Source organism: Sulfitobacter sediminivivens (assembly GCF_042611115.2).
Taxonomy (GTDB): domain Bacteria; phylum Pseudomonadota; class Alphaproteobacteria; order Rhodobacterales; family Rhodobacteraceae; genus Sulfitobacter; species Sulfitobacter sediminivivens.
Genome location: NZ_JBHGAR020000008.1, coordinates 35,345 through 53,400, shown reverse-complemented (window position 1 = coordinate 53,400; position 18,056 = coordinate 35,345). Strand labels below are relative to the sequence as shown.

Annotated in this window: 15 protein-coding genes; 9 read left to right on the top strand and 6 right to left on the bottom strand. The window is 54.2% G+C overall.

The window, feature by feature from the left end:
- Nucleotides 1-113: 113 nt before the first annotated feature.
- From ACEWL3_RS10220 to ACEWL3_RS10210, 3 genes are all read right to left on the bottom strand, one after another.
- Nucleotides 114-1,544, bottom strand: coding sequence for an NAD-dependent succinate-semialdehyde dehydrogenase (locus ACEWL3_RS10220; protein ID WP_386183388.1), 1,431 nt, complete (start codon nucleotides 1,542-1,544; stop codon nucleotides 114-116).
- A gap of 105 nt (nucleotides 1,545-1,649) precedes the next feature.
- Complete coding sequence (locus ACEWL3_RS10215) at nucleotides 1,650-2,594, bottom strand: LysR substrate-binding domain-containing protein (RefSeq protein ID WP_386183390.1); 945 nt, start codon at nucleotides 2,592-2,594, stop codon at nucleotides 1,650-1,652.
- Complete coding sequence (locus ACEWL3_RS10210) at nucleotides 2,591-3,367, bottom strand: aspartate dehydrogenase (protein ID WP_386183392.1); 777 nt, start codon at nucleotides 3,365-3,367, stop codon at nucleotides 2,591-2,593. Before ACEWL3_RS10210 ends, ACEWL3_RS10215 begins: the two co-directional genes overlap by 4 nt.
- A 159-nt stretch (nucleotides 3,368-3,526) precedes the next feature.
- On the opposite strand from ACEWL3_RS10210, the gene ACEWL3_RS10205 reads away from it, so the two are divergent.
- The 5 genes from ACEWL3_RS10205 (at nucleotide 3,527) to ACEWL3_RS10185 (ending at nucleotide 7,967) form a co-directional block, all read left to right on the top strand.
- On the top strand, nucleotides 3,527-4,480 hold the full coding sequence (locus tag ACEWL3_RS10205; RefSeq protein ID WP_386183394.1) for a dihydrodipicolinate synthase family protein: 954 nt from the start codon (nucleotides 3,527-3,529) through the stop codon (nucleotides 4,478-4,480).
- Nucleotides 4,481-4,567: 87 nt separating this feature from the next.
- Nucleotides 4,568-5,110, top strand: coding sequence for a 3-hydroxyanthranilate 3,4-dioxygenase (locus ACEWL3_RS10200; protein WP_386183396.1), 543 nt, complete (start codon nucleotides 4,568-4,570; stop codon nucleotides 5,108-5,110).
- A 33-nt stretch (nucleotides 5,111-5,143) separates the two neighbouring features.
- Nucleotides 5,144-6,118, top strand: coding sequence for a TRAP transporter substrate-binding protein (locus ACEWL3_RS10195; protein ID WP_386183398.1), 975 nt, complete (start codon nucleotides 5,144-5,146; stop codon nucleotides 6,116-6,118).
- Nucleotides 6,119-6,183: 65 nt separating this feature from the next.
- On the top strand, nucleotides 6,184-6,711 hold the full coding sequence (locus ACEWL3_RS10190; protein ID WP_386183400.1) for a TRAP transporter small permease: 528 nt from the start codon (nucleotides 6,184-6,186) through the stop codon (nucleotides 6,709-6,711).
- Nucleotides 6,708-7,967 carry a TRAP transporter large permease gene (locus tag ACEWL3_RS10185; protein ID WP_386183402.1) on the top strand — a complete coding sequence of 420 codons (1,260 nt, stop codon included), beginning with the start codon at nucleotides 6,708-6,710 and terminating at the stop codon, nucleotides 7,965-7,967. The genes ACEWL3_RS10190 and ACEWL3_RS10185 overlap by 4 nt, the downstream gene beginning before the upstream one ends.
- 61 nt (nucleotides 7,968-8,028) lie before the next feature.
- Here ACEWL3_RS10185 and ACEWL3_RS10180 read toward each other — a convergent pair whose 3' ends face one another.
- From ACEWL3_RS10180 to ACEWL3_RS10170, 3 genes are all read right to left on the bottom strand, one after another.
- Nucleotides 8,029-8,703, bottom strand: coding sequence for a type 1 glutamine amidotransferase domain-containing protein (locus tag ACEWL3_RS10180; protein WP_386183404.1), 675 nt, complete (start codon nucleotides 8,701-8,703; stop codon nucleotides 8,029-8,031).
- Between the two features lie 692 nt (nucleotides 8,704-9,395).
- Nucleotides 9,396-10,478: a phosphatase PAP2 family protein gene (locus tag ACEWL3_RS10175; RefSeq protein ID WP_386183406.1), complete on the bottom strand. Its 1,083-nt coding sequence runs from the start codon at nucleotides 10,476-10,478 to the stop codon at nucleotides 9,396-9,398.
- A 29-nt stretch (nucleotides 10,479-10,507) separates the two neighbouring features.
- Nucleotides 10,508-12,181 carry an adenylate/guanylate cyclase domain-containing protein gene (locus ACEWL3_RS10170; protein ID WP_386183408.1) on the bottom strand — a complete coding sequence of 558 codons (1,674 nt, stop codon included), beginning with the start codon at nucleotides 12,179-12,181 and terminating at the stop codon, nucleotides 10,508-10,510.
- Nucleotides 12,182-12,605: 424 nt separating this feature from the next.
- On the opposite strand from ACEWL3_RS10170, the gene ACEWL3_RS10165 reads away from it, so the two are divergent.
- The 4 genes from ACEWL3_RS10165 (at nucleotide 12,606) to ACEWL3_RS10150 (ending at nucleotide 18,056) form a co-directional block, all read left to right on the top strand.
- On the top strand, nucleotides 12,606-13,979 hold the full coding sequence (locus tag ACEWL3_RS10165) for a S8 family serine peptidase (RefSeq protein WP_386183410.1): 1,374 nt from the start codon (nucleotides 12,606-12,608) through the stop codon (nucleotides 13,977-13,979).
- A gap of 263 nt (nucleotides 13,980-14,242) precedes the next feature.
- The gene (locus ACEWL3_RS10160) at nucleotides 14,243-14,998 is read left to right on the top strand and encodes a c-type heme family protein (protein WP_386183412.1); all 756 of its coding nucleotides are present in this window, start codon (nucleotides 14,243-14,245) and stop codon (nucleotides 14,996-14,998) included.
- The gene (locus ACEWL3_RS10155) at nucleotides 14,995-17,694 is read left to right on the top strand and encodes a response regulator (RefSeq protein ID WP_386183414.1); all 2,700 of its coding nucleotides are present in this window, start codon (nucleotides 14,995-14,997) and stop codon (nucleotides 17,692-17,694) included. The genes ACEWL3_RS10160 and ACEWL3_RS10155 overlap by 4 nt, the downstream gene beginning before the upstream one ends.
- Nucleotides 17,691-18,056, top strand: coding sequence for a response regulator (locus tag ACEWL3_RS10150; protein ID WP_386183416.1), 366 nt, complete (start codon nucleotides 17,691-17,693; stop codon nucleotides 18,054-18,056). The genes ACEWL3_RS10155 and ACEWL3_RS10150 overlap by 4 nt, the downstream gene beginning before the upstream one ends.

Here is an 18,056-nt window from a genome sequence, read left to right as displayed (position 1 = left end):
GTGCGCTTTAGAGGTTTCGACTAAAGACCCAGGATAAAAAATCCTGGCGCATTCAGATTGCCAAAAAGGTCGGATTTCCGGTTGGATGACAGCGATCTGGATCAAGGGGCCAATCAGGTAACTTTGGCAGAATGCCAAACATGTTTGACGGTCATATAATTATCTAACCCTTCCGAACCGCCCTCACGACCATAGCCACTCGATTTGACACCCCCGAACGGGGTTTCGGGCATTGAGGCTTCGAGTGTGTTGATCGACAGATTGCCGACCTCAATTTCGTCGATCATGCGATCAATGTAATCGGCGCGGTTGGTAAAGGCGTATCCGGCCAAGCCGTAAGGGACCGCGTTTGCCTTTGCGATCGCGTCGTCCAGCGATCGAACCGGGTTGATAACAGCAATGGGGCCGAATGGTTCCTCCTGCATGATCCGGGCATCATCAGGCACGTTCATCAGCACTGTTGGCTCAAAGAAATAGCCTGTTTCACCAAAACGCGCGCCGCCAGTTGCAATGGTTGCCCCTTTGGCGTGGGCATCTTCGACCAGGTCGGTCAGCACCGGTACACGGCGTTCATTGGCCAGCGGTCCCATTTCAACGCCGTCATCCATGCCGTTGCCCACGACCGTCGCTGCGGCCCGTTCAACAAAGGCCGAGGCGAAGTCATCAAAGATGCGTTCATGTACAAAAAACCGTGTGGGCGAAGTGCAGACCTGACCCGCATTGCGCATTTTTCGAACGGCCCCCGAAACCGCGGCCATGTCGACGTCAGTATCTTCGCAGACAATTACCGGCGCGTGGCCGCCGAGTTCCATCAAAACCGATGTCATATTCTCGGAGGCCAAAGTTGTCAGGTGACGACCGATGGCCGTCGAACCGGTAAATGCCACCAGCCGGACCGGTTCTTGTGGGATCAGATAACCGGAAATTTCAGACGGTTCGCCAAATATCAGGTTCAGAACGCCGGGCGGCAGCCCTGCATCTTCAAAAGCGCGCGCGATATGGATCGCGCCCGCTGGTGTTTCCTCGGCTGCCTTGAGGATGATGGAACAGCCTGACGCCAATGCCCCGGCAATCTTGCGTGCGGGCTGGCTCATCGGAAAGTTCCACGGCGAGAAGGCTGCAACAACCCCAATGGGTTGATGGTGAACCGAGAATTTATGCCCGTGGGCTGCGGGAATGACCCGGCCATAGGTGCGCATGGCTTCGCCAGCGTCCCATTCGAAAAATTCAGCACCACGAATGACCTCAAGGCGTGCCTGCGGCAGCGGTTTTCCATGTTCGAGTGTTATGGAGTGTGCAATTTCTTCCTGACGCGCACGCATCAAAGCAGCGGCACGCAGGATGACGTCAGACCGTTTGCGCGGCGATGTGCGGCTCCAGATGCGAAAGCCCTTTTCCGCCGCCTCCAGCGCATCATCCAGATCGCTCTTTGCGGCACGTGGGAGACGCCCAATTTCCTGTTCTGTCGCGGGGTTCACCACCGGCATGTCACTGGCAGTTGTGCGCCATTCACCTGCAATAAAAAGCTTGAGCTCGGGATACATAGATCATGTGCCTCCTACAGGTCATGCGTTCAGATCATTCAAAGCCGGACATCACTTCAAGTGAATTGGGTGAATACTGATATCAATTTGGCGAATACCAAGGGGCTATCTTTCGCGGGCGGCACGGTGCAGTGCTTGCCTAAAGGCCTGCCCTGCCGGTGAAAGGCTGGTGTCGGAGCGATAAGAGATGCCAATGGGGCCCTGACCAAAGGGGACGATCCAATCGAGTTTCGAAAGATGACCATTTCCGATATCCTGTGCGATGACCTCGGCGGGCATGAGAGAGATCAAATCGCGTGTTTGTAAAAGCGCGCGGTTGGCAAGGTAAGAAACGGATTCGATTGCCATAGGAGGGTGATATTGCTGCTGGCCTACGAAAAAATGGTCAATCTGCCGACGCAAGGTTGTTTCCAGCGGTGGCAAAATCCACCCGTAGGGTTTGATCCGCTCAAACGAGACCGACCGTTTAGCTGCCAGCGGATGTTGGTTGCCCACAACGGCCAACACGCGATCTTCGAACAGTTTTTCCTGTTTGATCTTGTCGCGGTGCCGATGCGAGGGAAGACGCCCGAGAACCATGTCAATTTCACCAGAGAACAGCGCGGGCATTAAAACCTCGTTGGTGCCTTCGTTGATCTTTATCGCAACCTTGGGGCGTTCGGTCAGCACGATATCAATCGCAGCCGGAAGCAGCCCTGTGGACGCCGCAAGAAGGGTGCCAACGACGACCCGGCCTGAATTGCCTTCATTAAGGTCGTCCAGCTCCTGTGCCGCGTTTGAAACCTGCGCAAAAATGAGTTTGCCATGACGGATCAGCGTATCGCCAAAGACGGTCGGGACAACGCCCCGATTGGTGCGGTCGAACAGCTTGACCTCAAAGTCGAGTTCCAGATCCTGGATCATTTTTGTGGCTGCAGGTTGGGAAACACCCAGTTCACGTGCGGCACTTTGGATGTTGCCGTGGCTGCCGACGGCCACCAGAAGGCGCAGTTGGCGCAGTTTCAGCCGGGTCAAAGCGCGGTCAACGATGCGGGAATGCCGGGCAATCATAGGGTTATCGGCTGGATGATTTGATCCAGCTTGCTCACTACGCTCATCGCGGCAAGGGCGGAACTGCGCGGGTTATCAGGCAGGGATTTTCCGCTGATCCGAAAGTGGAAATTTCCAAATTCACCCGAGGCGTCGATCTCGTGGATGTTATCGGTGACATTTGCATCCGCGATCAATTGAACCTGCGTGGCATCAAAACCGATTCCGGCCAAGGCAACCGCAGCCGCAACATTTGCATTTTTCGGATAGGCCAATGCGGCCTCACGGGCGGTGCCCTGAAAATGGGTCACGGCTCCGTTTGTCAGCGCATAAAGATCCAGCTTTTGCTCGGCCGGCGACCCTTCCCACCCTTTTGGCGGTTTGCGCCCGACATAGGTGACACTGTTTAACTGCCCAATGCGGGCGGCTTGCAGGCAATCAAGCGCGCCAATGGCCCCACTGGCGAGGTGCAGTTTCGACCGCCCTTGTTTGGCCGCGGTTTCGAGGGCCGCATAGACATCATGATCCGCTAAGGCACCCAATGAGACCGTGATAAGGTCTGTTCCGCGCGACAGGATCGCAGGCCCATGTTCGGTCAGCGCCGCGTGTCCTGCGCAGTCGATCATCAGGTCAAGATCGGTGGGCAAATCCTGAACCGATCCAACATAAAAATCAGGCTTTTCAGCCACGCGTGCGGGCCGTAGCAGAGTGACGGCAATCGAGTGGCCCCGCTTTTCCATAGCCGCGCTTACATAATTCGCAATAGCACCTTTACCAATGAGACCTATTTTCATGACCATACCTTTTGCCTGAAGAGCATCTAACCTGAATTGAGGGGCGCTTGGTATATTTATTTTTGATAGCCAGTTTGTTCATTTCTCGTTGGCTGTCCCGGTGAATTACATCCTGTTGGGACATGAAAAAACCAATCTGTCCAGCTTAAGGTCGCGTTCATGAAATACAGTAAATTCGACGCAAAAGAGTATGCGCGTGAGAACATGAAAGGCATTTGGGCGGCCGCGCTGAACCCGTTTAACGATGATCTGTCGCTGAACGAGGCCGGATTGCGGTCAAACATTCGCCATTGGATTGATGATCTGAAAATCCAGGGATTGTTTGTGGCCGGAAAACAGGGCGAGTTTTTTTCGATGAGCGTGCCAGAGCGTAAGCGCAATTTCGAGATTTCCGTTGATGAATGTGCGGGCAAAGCGGGGGTGATTGTCTCAGTCTCGGACCAGAATATGGAGGTGGCATTGGACTTGGCGCATCACGCACAGAATTGCGGTGCTGATTATATCGTTCTTCACGCGCCCGTCCTGAGCTTTGTGCATGATCGTGGCGACGTTCTGTATCAGTACTACAAGCGGTTTTGTGATGAACTTGATATCGGGATCGCAATGTGGAGCCACCCTGACAGCGGGTATCTGATGCAACCTGAAGAATGCGCGCGCATTGCTGAACTGCCGAACATTGTCGCGATCAAATACTCGGTTCCACGCGAGATGTACGCCAGGCTCCATCATATGATTGGTGATAAAATCCAGGTCTCGACGTCTGCCGAGGACGAATGGCTCGATAATATCGAAGAACTTGGATGGCAGCTTTATCTGTGTTCATCACCGCCGTACCAGTTGCAAACAGCCAATGATTTGCGGATGCACGACTATACGCAGTTGGCCTTTTCAGGCAGGTTTGATGAGGCGCGCAAAGTGCGAGACAGCCTCAATCCCGTGCGGGATGCGATGAAGGCAACGCGGCCACCGGGCAAACCGACGGCGTTCGGCAAGTATTGGCAAGAGTTGCTGGGGCAGGTTGGCGGGCGGGTTCGCGCGCCGATGCTGGAACTGACAGGTGCCGAGAAAGACGTCATTCGCAGAGGTTTCGCAGAGTGCGGTTTAAGGCTGTGATATAATTATTTCTGATATCTGAATAGGGAATGAATCTTTGCGGTTAAGAGCAAAGTCGCAGAGGTTTTTCAAAACAGGGGGAGCGATATGTCCAGACTGAAAGCCTTTAATTTTCAAGCGTGGATTGACGAGCATCGCCACCTTCTCAAGCCGCCCGTTGGCAACCAGCAGATTTGGGAAGATGCCGATTTGATGGTCACTGTTGTTGGCGGGCCGAACAAACGTACTGATTATCATGATGATCCGGTTGAGGAATTCTTTTATCAACTTGAGGGCAATATGGTGCTCAAGATCTATGATGGAGAGGAATTTTACGATGTTCCAATCCGTGAAGGGGAAATTTTTCTGCTCCCTCCGCACGTTCGCCATTCGCCACAGCGCCCCGAAGTAGGATCCATCGGCCTCGTAGTCGAACCCAAGCGCCAGAAGGGCGAGTTGGATGCGATCGAATGGTATTGCTTTGAGTGTGGATCGCTTGTGCATCGTGCCGAGATGCAGTTGCAATCCATCGTAAAGGATCTGCCACCGGTCTATCAGAAATTCTACGCTTCCAAAGAAGACAGAACCTGCCCACAATGCAACGCTGTCCACCCCGGAAAAGAACCGCCCGAAGGGTGGGTAAAAATATAATCCGTAGTCAAAAATACGAAACAGGGAAGAAAAATGAAACATTTCACTAAAATACTTGCCTCAGCCACACTGGTTGCGGCATCTGCATTCGCGGTACAAGCCGACGAATTCCGGCTGGGTCTGATCACACCCCCGCCGCATATCTGGACGAAAGCGGCCGAGGCATTTGGTGCCGAACTGTCGGAAAAAAGCGGCGGAGCGCATAGCGTTGGGGTTTTTCCATCCCGACAGCTGGGCAACGAAGCCGAAATGCTGCAGCAGCTTCAGACCGGTGCATTGGACATGGCCTTTATGACAGTGGCGGAAGTCTCTAACCGGGCGACGGATCTGGGGTCTTTCTATGCACCTTATCTGGCGAATGACATCGCACATGCGGGCCGCATTCTGCGCTCCGATACTGCGGCTGCCCTGCTTGAGCCACTGCCCGCGCAGGTCGGTGTGGTTGGATTGGGCTATGGCATGGCTGGTCTGCGCCAGATCGTCAGCCGTGGTGACGTCAGCAGTTCTGCTGACCTTGCAGGTAAAAAGCTGCGGATTACACCGTTCACGCCTATCCTCGATTTCTACAACGCTCTGGGTGCTGCCCCAACACCAATGCCGCTGCCTGCTGTTTATGATGCGCTGGCCAACGGTCAGGTGGACGCGATTGATATGGATGCCGAGCTGATCTGGGTGCTGAAATACTACGAACACGCGGACACGATCATTCAATCTGACCACATGATGTTCCCGATGGTCGGGTTGGTTTCTGCCAAGGTATGGGCGGGACTTTCTGATGATGACCGTGCAATGATCGGTGAGTTGATGGCTAAACATGTCGACAGTACCATTGACAGCTATATCGAAAAAGAAGCTGGCTGGCTGGAGCAGATCGAAGGCACCGGCAAGACCTATACCAAGGTTGATGCCTCGTTCTTTGGCGACGCGATTGATCAATGGAACACCATCTGGTCTGACAAGGCCGCATCACTGGAAAAATTGCGCGCTGTTGCTGCCGAAACCGAGTAACGCTAACACATGACGTATTGGGGCGCGGGGCAAACCAGCGCCCCTTTTCACATGAGGGAACGTTAATGCTCTATCGTCTATCTGCCGCCTGGGCGCGCGTCGAATTATGGTGTGCAGCCTTACTGGCCGTCTGCGTGACATTGCTCGTCCTGCTCAATGTCGTGACGCGCACCGCTGGCAACGCGCTATTTTGGGTAGATGAACTGGCGATCTACGCCATGGCTTGGATGACTTTCCTTGGCGCTTCCGCCGCATTGCACTATCGCAATTCCGTGGCGATTACGCTGTTGCCCGATGCCGTTTCGCCCCACCTCAAAACTGTAATTACCAAAGCCGTTGACGCCGTGATCTTTGTATTTGCTCTTTCGATGCTCTGGTTCTGCTGGCGTTGGTTCATGCCGTTGGACTTGGCAAAGGCGGGATTTGATACAACTGCGTTTCAGGGCCAGACGTTCAACTTCATCTATGCCGAACCCACCTCAACGCTCGGCGTGCCGAAATATCTGTTCTGGAGCGTGATGTGGCTTTTTGCGCTTGGTGCAACGCTTCATTCGGCAACGCATTTGATTAGCCCGGCGGAGACAAAAATATGAGCCCGGTCGTCTTTCTTGCTGCATTGTTCCTGTCTGTTCCTGTGGCAATCGTGTTGGTGATTACGGCCATCTGGTACATCTGGGAAAGCGGCAACACAGTTCTTTACGACAGTTTTGCGCAAAAGATGTTTGCCGGGCTTGAGAATTACGGCTTGCTGGCAGTTCCGTTGTTCATGCTGACCGGCGAGCTGATGAACGAAGGTGGCATGACCAAGCGCCTGATCAACATGGCGCGGGTGTTTGTCGGCGGGTTTCGGGGCGGGTTGGCCTATATCAACCTGTTGGCCAATATGTTCATGGCGGCCATCATCGGCTCCGCCACTGCTCAAATCGCGGTTATGTCTCGGGCCATGGTGCCTGCGATGGAAGAAGAAGGTTATGACAAGGGGTTTTCCGCCGCCACAACTGCTGCCGGTGGCCTGTTGGCACCGGTTATTCCGCCTTCGATGATGTTCGTCATCTATGGGGTTCTGGCACAGGTGCCGATTGGCGATATGTTTATTGCGGGTATTATCCCCGGACTACTATTGTCGCTGGCATTTGTCATGGTGATTACCATCGTCGGGTGGAGCCAGCAGTTTCCAAAGGGCGTTTGGATGACCCGCAGGGAAGCTGGCCGCGCATTAATTCAGGCTTTGCCCGCGTTATTGATCCCTCTGGCGATCATCGGCGGCATTCTGTTTGGCGTGGCAACACCGACTGAATCTGCGGCGATCGCATCGTTGATCGCGTTTCTGGTTGGCTGGCTGGTTTACGGTGAGTTGAAGCCCGGGCATCTGGGCGAAATGTTCAAACGCACCGCAATCAATGCTTCGATGATCATCTTCATGATCTCGGCGGCCAGCGTCTTTGGCTGGGTGATCATATATGAGGAAGTGCCACAGAAGCTGGCTGGTCTCATCACTTCGGTGACCTCCGATCCGTTCATGTTCTTTCTGATTGTGAATTGCGCGCTGTTGTTGGTTGGTATGGTGATTGATGGCATCGCCGCGATCATTCTGATCACACCCATCCTGCTGCCGATCGCGACGGGCTCGTACGATATCAGCCCCTATCAGTTCGGTGTTGTGATCTGCCTGAATCTGGTTCTGGGTCTGTTGACGCCGCCTGTTGGCATCGGCCTTTATATCGCGTCTTCTATGAGCAACACACCACCCGGTGCAATTCTCACGGCACTTTGGCCGTTTCTTTTGGCTGTCGCCTTGGTTCTGGTTCTGCTGAGTTACTTTGCCAGCTTGTCGACTATACTGATTTAGAAACTGAATTGGGTGTATGGGCATCGAGGCCGCCGTTTTCGGACGGCCCCGACGCGTCGAATTACAAGAGTGCCAACAACTTATTCGCGGCTTCTTCGGATGATGCGGGATTCTGACCGGTCACAAGCTTGCCATCGGTCACCACATACGAGGCCCAGTCGTCGCCTTTCTGATAGTCGCCGCCGTTTTCTTTCAGCATGTCTTCGACCAGAAATGGCACGACGTCGGTGAGGCCGACACCTTCTTCTTCGGTATTGGTAAAGCCGGTCACGGTCTTGCCCGAGACAAGCGGCTTGCCATCCGCGCCTTTGGGATGTTTGAACACTGCAGGGGCATGGCAGACGGCACCGATGGGTCGGTCACTGGCCGCAAAGGTTTCAAGCAGTTTCTTGCTGTCGGTGTCTTCGGCCAAATCCCAAAGCGGACCATGGCCACCGGGATAGAAAATTGCGTCGAACCCATCGGAAGAAATGGTGGACAGAACTTCAGTGTTCGCCAAATGCTTTTGCGCGGCGTCGTCCGATTTGAACCGCTGGGTGGCATCCGTTTGGGCGTCATCAGTATTGCTTGAGGGGTCGAGTGGCGGTTGACCACCCTTGGGCGATGCCAAAGTAATGTCCGCACCCGCGTCTTTGAACACGTAGTAGGGTGCCGCAAATTCTTCGAGCCAAAATCCGGTCTTTTTGCCTGTATCGCCCAACTCATCGTGCGATGTGAGTACCATGAGAATTTTCATCGGAATACGTCCTTTTTGTTTTTCTATCAGTCGCATTGCATCATGAGACATTTGCCAAATGCCTTGCCATTGATAGATTAACGAACGCGGTCGGGCCTTGTTCCAACCCGGTGGCCATTTCCTTGTGAAAACTGATTTTACCTTGCGTCAGCCACCACTTGTTCATGAGAAAACAGGGATTGAATACAAGATCGTCTGATCCAGCCAACCATCTTCATAGGCAGCCTGCCGTTTCTTGCCGCGACAGGCGCGAGAGATACCCCAACTTTGCCGGGAGTAACGATACCATTGCCAATTAGAATAGCTGTCACGTTCACCCAGAGGCTCGCAGTCCGCACCACGCCCAAGGTTACGGCGATCAAAATTGGGAGCAATCCGACCATCAGAAAAGGTGTTCCCGAAAGCTTTCCTTGTCAAAACAGATCCGGATGAATGGTGATATCACATGATGAAATCCAAAGAACCACAGATCGATTACGAGTATTTGATAGAATCGGATTGGATTCATCAAGATGACCAGGCCGGTCACGCAAGAAAGGCCAGGGAGATCAAATACGAAATCCGTGTTTAGTATGTTTTCCAGTGGGTTGATGTTTCACTCAACGAACGGGCACCTGCCATTGGGACACAGGCGGTACTTCGTTAGAAAAATGATCCAACGCTCTGGAAATTTCTGTTAATTAGAGAGAGCTTCAAGGTGCCACAGATTTCGTCCCCGCCCATTCTGCCCGCGCCTTATCAAGAAGCTTATTCCCGCCGAGTGCCAGAACAGAAGGGCATTTTTTGACAATTGGAAAAGCGCGTAAGGCCAGCCGTTTTCCTGCTTCGCTGTCAGAGGGGAAATGCACGCCCAGCACTTCGCGGTTTCTTGCAATGCGGCTTGCCATGTCGTGCAGCGCATTGCGGGTCGGCTCGCCTGCCGTGATGGTTTCCATGATCTTACCGTCTGCGCCGTTTCCATCGCGCATAACCTCGTCAAGACAAACGGCTGTGAGCCAAGCCTCGGTTGCATGTGCGCTTGGATACGAGGCGTGCTGGGGCACGTCTATCGGTGGCATCAGAGCCGGATGCAACTGAGATGGACGCGGACGGTTGAATTTCTTCTTGAAGTGAAATGCCAGAAATTGCGCAACGACCAATGCGTTGTGGCATAATTTGTAGGTGTAGGGATGTGACAGATAGGTGAACGGCACAATTCCTTGAAAATAACCGATCAACGTATCACGCTGCTGCAAAGCCTCACTCATCACCCCGGCGCGATACTCAATCAGGCCGACCAACTCGGTAAGCTCATCGTCAAGATCCCACTTGGGCTGACCAGCACCAAAGTCGGTCACGCCCGTTTGATTGTTGGTGGTGCGCGCAGGGTCTGGCAGAACAATGTCTATCCAGTCTGGCTTTTCCTGCGCATTAGAGGACAGTGCCGCGAATTCTGACAAAAAAGCGATGGCGTCATTGCCCGGTGACCAGTTTTTGAATTCGGCCGTGTTGTAGGACTTGTAAATCTTGTGCAGCCGTTTTGGGTTGCCAGTGCCATCCATTACTTCCGGCGACGTCTGCGGCCATTGAAGGCCTGCCCACCAATGGTCCTCTACCGCTGCCGCCGGATTTTCCGGCGCTGTATGCGGCGATATTCCGACGCCAAGATAATCGGGACTGCCCCCATATTGTGTCACTCCTCTCGCATCCCTCGCATCACGTGCGTCCCGCGCATCACGTGCGTCTCTGGCGTCGCGTGCATCAAAAGTTCCAATCGGTCCGTTTGGTCCTGACATGGCTTTCTCCTAATTAAATGCCGCTCCGATTACTGTGGAGCACCAGCCTGACGCAGACGGTCGCGAAAAAGGTTCGCCTGTACAGGGTCGCTGTAAAGTCTTCGGGTACGCCCGTACGCCGAAAGATTAAAATTTGGTTCCAGTTCTAAAAGTTGGGCGATCGCTTCGTTCGCCTTTTCACCATTTCCCAAGGCGATCTGTGTCACCGCCAATGTGCGTAGCGCGCTGGTATAACGGGGATTTTCGGCAAGGCCGCGGGAAAGCCAGATCAGCGCTCTTTCGTGATTGCCGGCATCGTAATTCACAATTCCCAGAAATGCGTAGTGAATGAACAACCACTGATCGAATGGCGACAGCCGCAATGACCGTTCGGCAGCTGCGATGGCTTCTTCATGCCGACCGAGACTGGATAGTGTGACACTGGACAAGAGCCATGCCGTTGAACTGTTGGGATTGATCTGGGTCGCGTGTTCCATGTGGCTGATCGCGGTTTCGAAATCGCCGAACAAATAGGATCTTACGTGTCCGTAGGTTGCCTGCGCCAGCGCGTTGTTTTCGTCGATACGAATAGCCCGCATGGCAAGCTCTGCTGCTTTGGCTGAATCGTCGTGAGGATCTTTGGACCAACCCTGTCCAACGTTCAGACTGTACCACCGCGCCGCCCATGCCAGCGGCAAAGAAAACCCCGGATCGGCTTTGATGGCTTGATTGAGATGGCTTAGGGCGCTCTCGAACTGTTCTCGTTGCAAACTGCCGATCAGATCAAGGGCCTTGAGGTAGTTGTCGTAGCCAGACAGGGACGACGGCCATTTTCGAAAGACCCGGCGTCTTTCGGCCGAATGCACTCCCGGCAACAAATGGGTCAGCGTTGTTTCGACAATCTCGTCCTGAACAGCAAAGATATCTTTTGCTTCAAAATCCCGCCGCAGGCTGGTGAGTTGCTGTCCGGCACCGGCGTCAAGCAACTGGGCGGAAATCCGGATGCGGTCGTTTGAACGACGAATTGTGCCAGTGATCAGGTAACGGACATCCAGAACTTCGCCAACGGCCTTCGGGTCTATCGGCTGTCGTGCAAATGCCAGCGTTGAAGAGCGCGAAATGACGGTCAGGTCTTCGTGGCTGGAAAGGGATACGACAATGTCCTCGACAATGCCGGCACCGAGATAGTCATCCTTTTCCCGCCCGCCTAAGTTCACAAACGGCATCACTGCTATTGAGGGCAATCTGGTGATGCCGGGTGCCGGTTCGCTGTGGTGGCGCCCGTCGGTCATCAGTTCAAAGGCCATCACATCGCCGTCAATGTTACGCAGGGTGACGGGACCGAACGGGCGTGTTTCAAATTCGGCGTGATCTTTGATTTCTTCCTGCACGGACTGGGTCAGAACCACGCCGCCCGTCGGTGTGAGTTCCTGCAATCGAGCGGCGACATTTATACCATCACCCAGCAGGTCCTTGCCATCGCGCAAGACGGTGCAGTAATTCAGGGAAACCCGCATCGAAAGCCCCTGACGGCGTTGTCTTGCCTTGGATTGAAGCTCGCGGCTCCATTGCACGCCGTCTACGGGGTTTTCAAATGTCGCAAAGATGCCATCGCCTGTGGTGTTGACCAGAACGCCGCCATGTGATGCCAGTAGCGGCAATATCAATTCTTCGCGCAGTCCCGTCCAGCGATGAAACGTCCCTTCTTCGTCTGCATGCATCATAGCCGAGAAACCGACCACGTCGACGATTGCGAGGCAAAGCAGTTGCCGTGCCGCAGTCGTTTGCGTTGCGCGTCCAGGTTCGGGTAGGGAGGTCAATGCCACAGGTGTGTCGTCAGTGCCGGTTGTTGGGCTGTTATTGACTGAGACTAAAGCCGCGTAATCAGTACCATTTTCTTTGCCTGGCAAAGAAGGTGCTGGAAAGAAACCCCTGGCAGAACAAGATTGCGGCGACATCAAATTACCACCTTTCACGTGCATTATTGGTCAATTCGGGATAAAAGTTAAGCCTATGATGCAATTGGACCGCCTAGACTGCATCGATATTTTTTGATGCACTGGTCCATGCGACGTTATGCGTGGCGTGATTTGAGCCTGAATTTTTGGCATCTCAAGCCCTGCGCCTCTGTCCGAAGAGGGAACACCGATGGCCGTGAAACTCTATATTTTCGACGAGAGCAAGTTGATGCTGGCGGCGAACCTGGATGCGGTTGGATATGCTCTTTCAGACTTCAATCCACCGGCCGGGTTGGTACCGGACGGGCCGAGCAACAATCCCTGGCAAGCGCTCGGTCCGGACGACAAACCAATCATCCAGTCACCGGCCGCCGGGTTGGGGTATGGCTGGTCATTCGAGGTCGGCTCGGCGGCAGAAGCCCGCACTTTGATTGACGATTTCAGGAACAGAGCGCGGTCCATCGGGAGAGCGGACATATCCCGCGTTCTGGGGATAGATGTGACGCCAAGTTCAATGGGCCTTGCCGAGCGGGGACAGCACTGGTGTTCAAACAGTGGGCATGGATATCACTTTGGCACGCGACGTCTTGGTCGTGGGCTTATTGCGGCGGGTGCGCTGGACGACAAAGGGCTGACTGGAAAAGGCGTCAAAGTCTTTCTCGTCGATCAGGGGGTCAGCCAAACCTATATCGAGGGCCTTGGCGGCACATACGGTGGCGGAATGTCTTGGAAGGTTGATGGTGAGGTCAAGTTTCCGGGCCAAGGGTCTTCTAATGATGTCAGGCTGCCCAACCAGCACGGGTCGATGATGATGCGATCCTTGATCGAGCTTGCCCCGGACGCCCATTATTATGATCTGCCGATGATCCCTGGCAGAATTACTGATGTCGAAAGCTTTACCATGAAGGCACTCTTTGGCTTCTTGTTCCTGAGGTACGTTTATTTGTCACAGCCCGGTCCATGGGTGATCCTTAATGCATGGGGAATTGTCGACCGCTTTGCTGAAAGTCTGAGGGGGTACTATACAAATGATCCGGATCATTACCTGAATAATCTCGTCAAGCTGATTGCTCAGAAACATGATGTTGTATTTGCCGCTGGAAATAGCGGTCAATTTTGTTCGGACCCGCGATCAACCGTCTATGACAGAGGACCCTCCCGCAGCATATGGGGCGCAAACGGCTTGTCCGACGTCACATCGGTGGGGGCGGTGCGCACCGATGGTACCTGGATCGGTGCATCCTCGCAGGGGCCGGGACCAGAAGGGTTCGTTACGGAAACGGACACTGAAACTCCGAAGAAACCTGATCTCTGCGCGCCAAGCTGGTTTGTGGAAAATAACAACGCACATTTGCGCAGCGGTGGTACCTCGTCAGCTTCGGCTGTTGTGGCAGGTGCAATCGCGGCACTTCGAGAGGGATGGGACGTATCCGCAGTGGCACCCGCAGGAATGCGCATAGCGTTGCAGGATGGCGCGCGCCGGGTGACATCGCCGGGTTGGAACGAGCGAACAGGTTTTGGAATTTTGAACCTCAAGGGCACGATGACGCAATTGCCAGCTTAGCTGGCTTGCGGCATTGTCATGGAGCACCGGTGCGGGCGGGCAGGGCGCTGAAATTACGTCAGAATATGCGAAAAGTTTTGTTTTTCCATGTCGGTATTTTGTGAACGTTGAAACCAAAGACCAAAGGCCCAAGAAGTGCATGAGCTGGGGACTGACGCCGTATCATTATTTTTCTGGATCTTTGTCTGCTTCACCCATTACCGTTAGGTCCATACTCTTAAAGATGTTAGATAAGATCATATTAGATAAAAGGAGTGTTTCCGATGACCAGATTTTGGCCAATTCTCCTCGTTTCGTGTTCTTTGCTTATTGCAGCAAAACCAGATTCGATTGACGCACAGCAAAGCTTGGCCGCGCTGGCGGATGAAGGGCAGCGGCTTGCCTCGCTTTTGCGGGTCGGGCGTGGGGTTATTTCCAACAACCAAGACCTCATAAATGATCCCACCATCGGCGACAAAGGCCTGAGCAGCGAGGCTTTTTTGAAAGCCGTTGAAGCGAACTACATGGAATTGTATGGGACCGCGCCGCTTGAAGGTGGGCTGAGCCCGGAACAGATACGTCTGACCGAGGCCCAGTTGGCATCCATGTCCGAAGTGATGGACGAGCATCAGGATTTGATCAATTCGGAAGGTATGGCCTTTAAGGGTTTCATCCCGGCGATATTTGCGCGGCTGGTGAACGAACGCTTTGTCAGCAAGTTGGGTGACGACGCCAAGGTTAAAGTCACGGCACCCCTTCACCTTGTGCGCAACCGAAAGGCCCGACCGGATGAATGGGAAAACGCGGTTCTGACGGACAAATTCAACAGCGCTGACTGGCCAAAGGGCGATGCCTTTTACGAAGAGATATCGGTTGATGGGTCCATGATTTTCCGAATGCTGATCCCTGAATATTACGGTGAGTCCTGCCTGTCGTGTCATGGCGGACCAAAGGGTGAAGTGGATGTCACGGGCTTTCCCAAGGAGGGCGGTGCCGCAGGCGATCTTGCAGGTGCGATCAGCATCACTCTTAAGAAATGAATTCAGGTCCACGACAGACCCTGCGCGCGCGCGTCGCGCGCAACAGCATCGCCTTTAAGATCGGGTCGCTGTCGGCCGTGCTTTTGGCGGCTCTGTTTGTGAGCACTGCCATCATGGCATGGGAGTTGCGGCAAAATCAGAAGTTGGTCGAACAATCGACCGAACGGTTTCACTATCTTGAACTTGCAGCAGAGGCGGACCGTGACTTTGGCGAGATGCGCTATTGGCTGACCGACCTTTCGGTCAGTTTGCTTACCCTGTCTGAACGCCGGGCTGAGGCTGCGCGCGAGCGGCTTAATGAGAAACTTGCAGAAGTTGAGAAATTTGCCCCGGATGCCGCGACGCAGATCAGGCGCGGCGTGGAAGATTACGCGAATGCGGCGCTGGAAGCAGCAGATGCCTATACCGAAGAGAGGCGGGTCATCGGCAACACATTATCCGCTCAGGCGCGGCAGGGCAGCGACGCTGTGGATGGTGCGCTCAAGATCCTGATCAGCGACCTCGCGAGCGAGGCTGCGAACAGCGAACAACTGGCCGCGAGTGCAGCGCGGCGGTCGATGATCAGATCCGTCGTTGCCTGCATTGTGATCCTGATTTCAGGGTCATATCTGACGTGGCGGGTGCTTGGGTCGATCCTGACCCCGCTGAGCAGGATCAATCGGGCAATTTCCGATCTGAACGCAGGCGTCGAGGACGTAGAGCTGCCCACCGAAGGCCCTGACGAGCTTGGCCGTATGTCGAGCGCCGTGCGTGCCCTTCATGAAAGTCAGGGCTACCGCAGGAAACTGGAGGCTGAAGCCGAAATCCAGCGGATGACGATATTGACGGCGATTGAAACCATCCCGGATGGCTTTGCCCTTTTTGATGCGAACAATCGTCTTGTTCTGACAAACGAACGGTACCGGAATATGTTTTCCAACATTGCGCATCTGCTGCACCCCGGCACGCCGTTTCGCGATATTCTTGCTGCGACTGCGGCCAGCGATCCTGAGGCGACTGGCGGCATGGCCACTGAACAATGGATCGAAGAGAGGTTGAGAGATCATAATGAACCAAGTGCTGTTCGCCGCGAAGTGAGGATCAACGGCGCTTGGGTCCATGTCTCAAGAAGCAAAACCCCGGATGGCGGTACCGTTGCCGTCTACAGCGATATTTCCGATCTCATCCAAAAACAGGCCGAGCTTGAGGACGCGCGCGAAGGCGCTGAAACCGCCAACGAAGCAAAAAGCCGGTTTCTGGCCTCTATGAGTCACGAGCTGCGCACGCCACTCAACGCGATTATCGGGTACAGTGAAATGCTGATCGATGACGCGCAGGATTCCGGCGACGACACCACCGTCGATGATCTGGAAAAGATCATGAATTCAGGTCAGCACCTGCTGGCTTTGATCAATGACATCCTTGACCTGTCCAAGATTGAAGCAGGGAAAATGGAAGTCCACATTGAGCGCTTTGCAATTGCACCGCTTGTCGAGGATGTGGCCGCCACCATCCGGCCCATCATCGATAAAAACAACAATACGCTGGTTACTGAGATCAAGACCCGCAGCGCAGACATCAATACAGACAAGACCAAATTGCGTCAGAATCTTTTCAATTTGCTGTCGAATGCTGCGAAATTCACCAAATCCGGAAAGATCGAGCTGATCGTTGACGACGGTGATGGTGCAATCGACTTTACGATCCGCGACAATGGGATCGGCATGACCGAAGAACAAAAGGGGCGTCTTTTTCAGGCCTTCATGCAGGCCGACAGCTCGACCACACGCAACTATGGCGGCACAGGTCTGGGTTTGGCCATTGTAAAACAATTCACGGAAATGGTCGGCGGCACAGTGCAGGTTGAGACGGAACCAGGCAAAGGGTCAGCATTTACGCTGAGCTATCCCAATCAGATGCCAACCGATAAATTGCACATGGGTGCGCATCCTGATTTGGGAAAGGCGGGCTCTGTTCTGGTCATTGATGACGACCCCAAGGCGCTTGAAGCGATGACCCATTTGCTGAATGCCGAAGGATTTAAGCCGATCACGGCTTCCAATGCGAACGCCGGGCTGGAATTGGCGGCCAAGCATCGCCCCGACGCCATCGTACTCGACATCATCATGCCCGAGCGCGATGGGTGGTCCGTGCTGCGCGCGCTCAAGGACGATCCGGATCTTTGCGAGATACCCGTCATCCTTGCAACGGTGCTGGGAGATCGTGAAATGGGGCTGGCGTTTGGTGCTGTGGATCATCTGACCAAACCGATCAATTCACAACGGCTCATTGATACGTTGAATGCGTTTTCCGGCGGTGCCGACCGGGAAGCGCTGGTCGTAGATGATGACGCTGCCAGCAGGGCCCTTTTCAGGCGTATTCTTGTGCGCGAAGGCTGGGCGGTTCGCGAAGCCTCAGACGGCGTCAGGGCTTTGGCGCAACTGGAAATCAAGCTTCCCACGCTTATGGTGCTGGATCTGATGATGCCAAACCTGGATGGTTTTGAAACGCTTCGTGCGCTGCGCGAACGGCGTGAATTCGACGCGCTTCCGGTTATCATTGCAACCTCGAAGGATCTGACACGTGAAGAAATGGATTGGCTGCAATCACATGCCCTTGATGTTGTGATCAAAGGGCAAAGTGGCCGTGCCGACCTGATGGCTGCGATCCGGCGAAACCTTGTCACCTCAGACAGGAAAGGAGATATTGTCCCATGACCAAGATTCTAATCGTTGAGGACAATGACATGAACCTCGACATGTTATCGCGGCGATTGATCCGAAAAGGTTTTGAGATCATCACAGCCCGTGACGGTCAGGAGGGCGTGGACCAGGCAGGCAAAGAATCTCCTGACCTTATATTGATGGACATGAGCTTGCCGGTTCTGGATGGCTGGCAGGCAACGCGGGCGATCAAAGGTGATCCCGCGACATCGGAAATTCCAGTGATCGCCCTTACCGCACACGCGATGGAAACCGATCGTGAGAATGCAAAACTGGCAGGCTGCGACGAGTTTCACACCAAGCCGATCGACTTTGCTGTCTTGCTTGATCAGATCAACCAGCTTACGCCACAATAG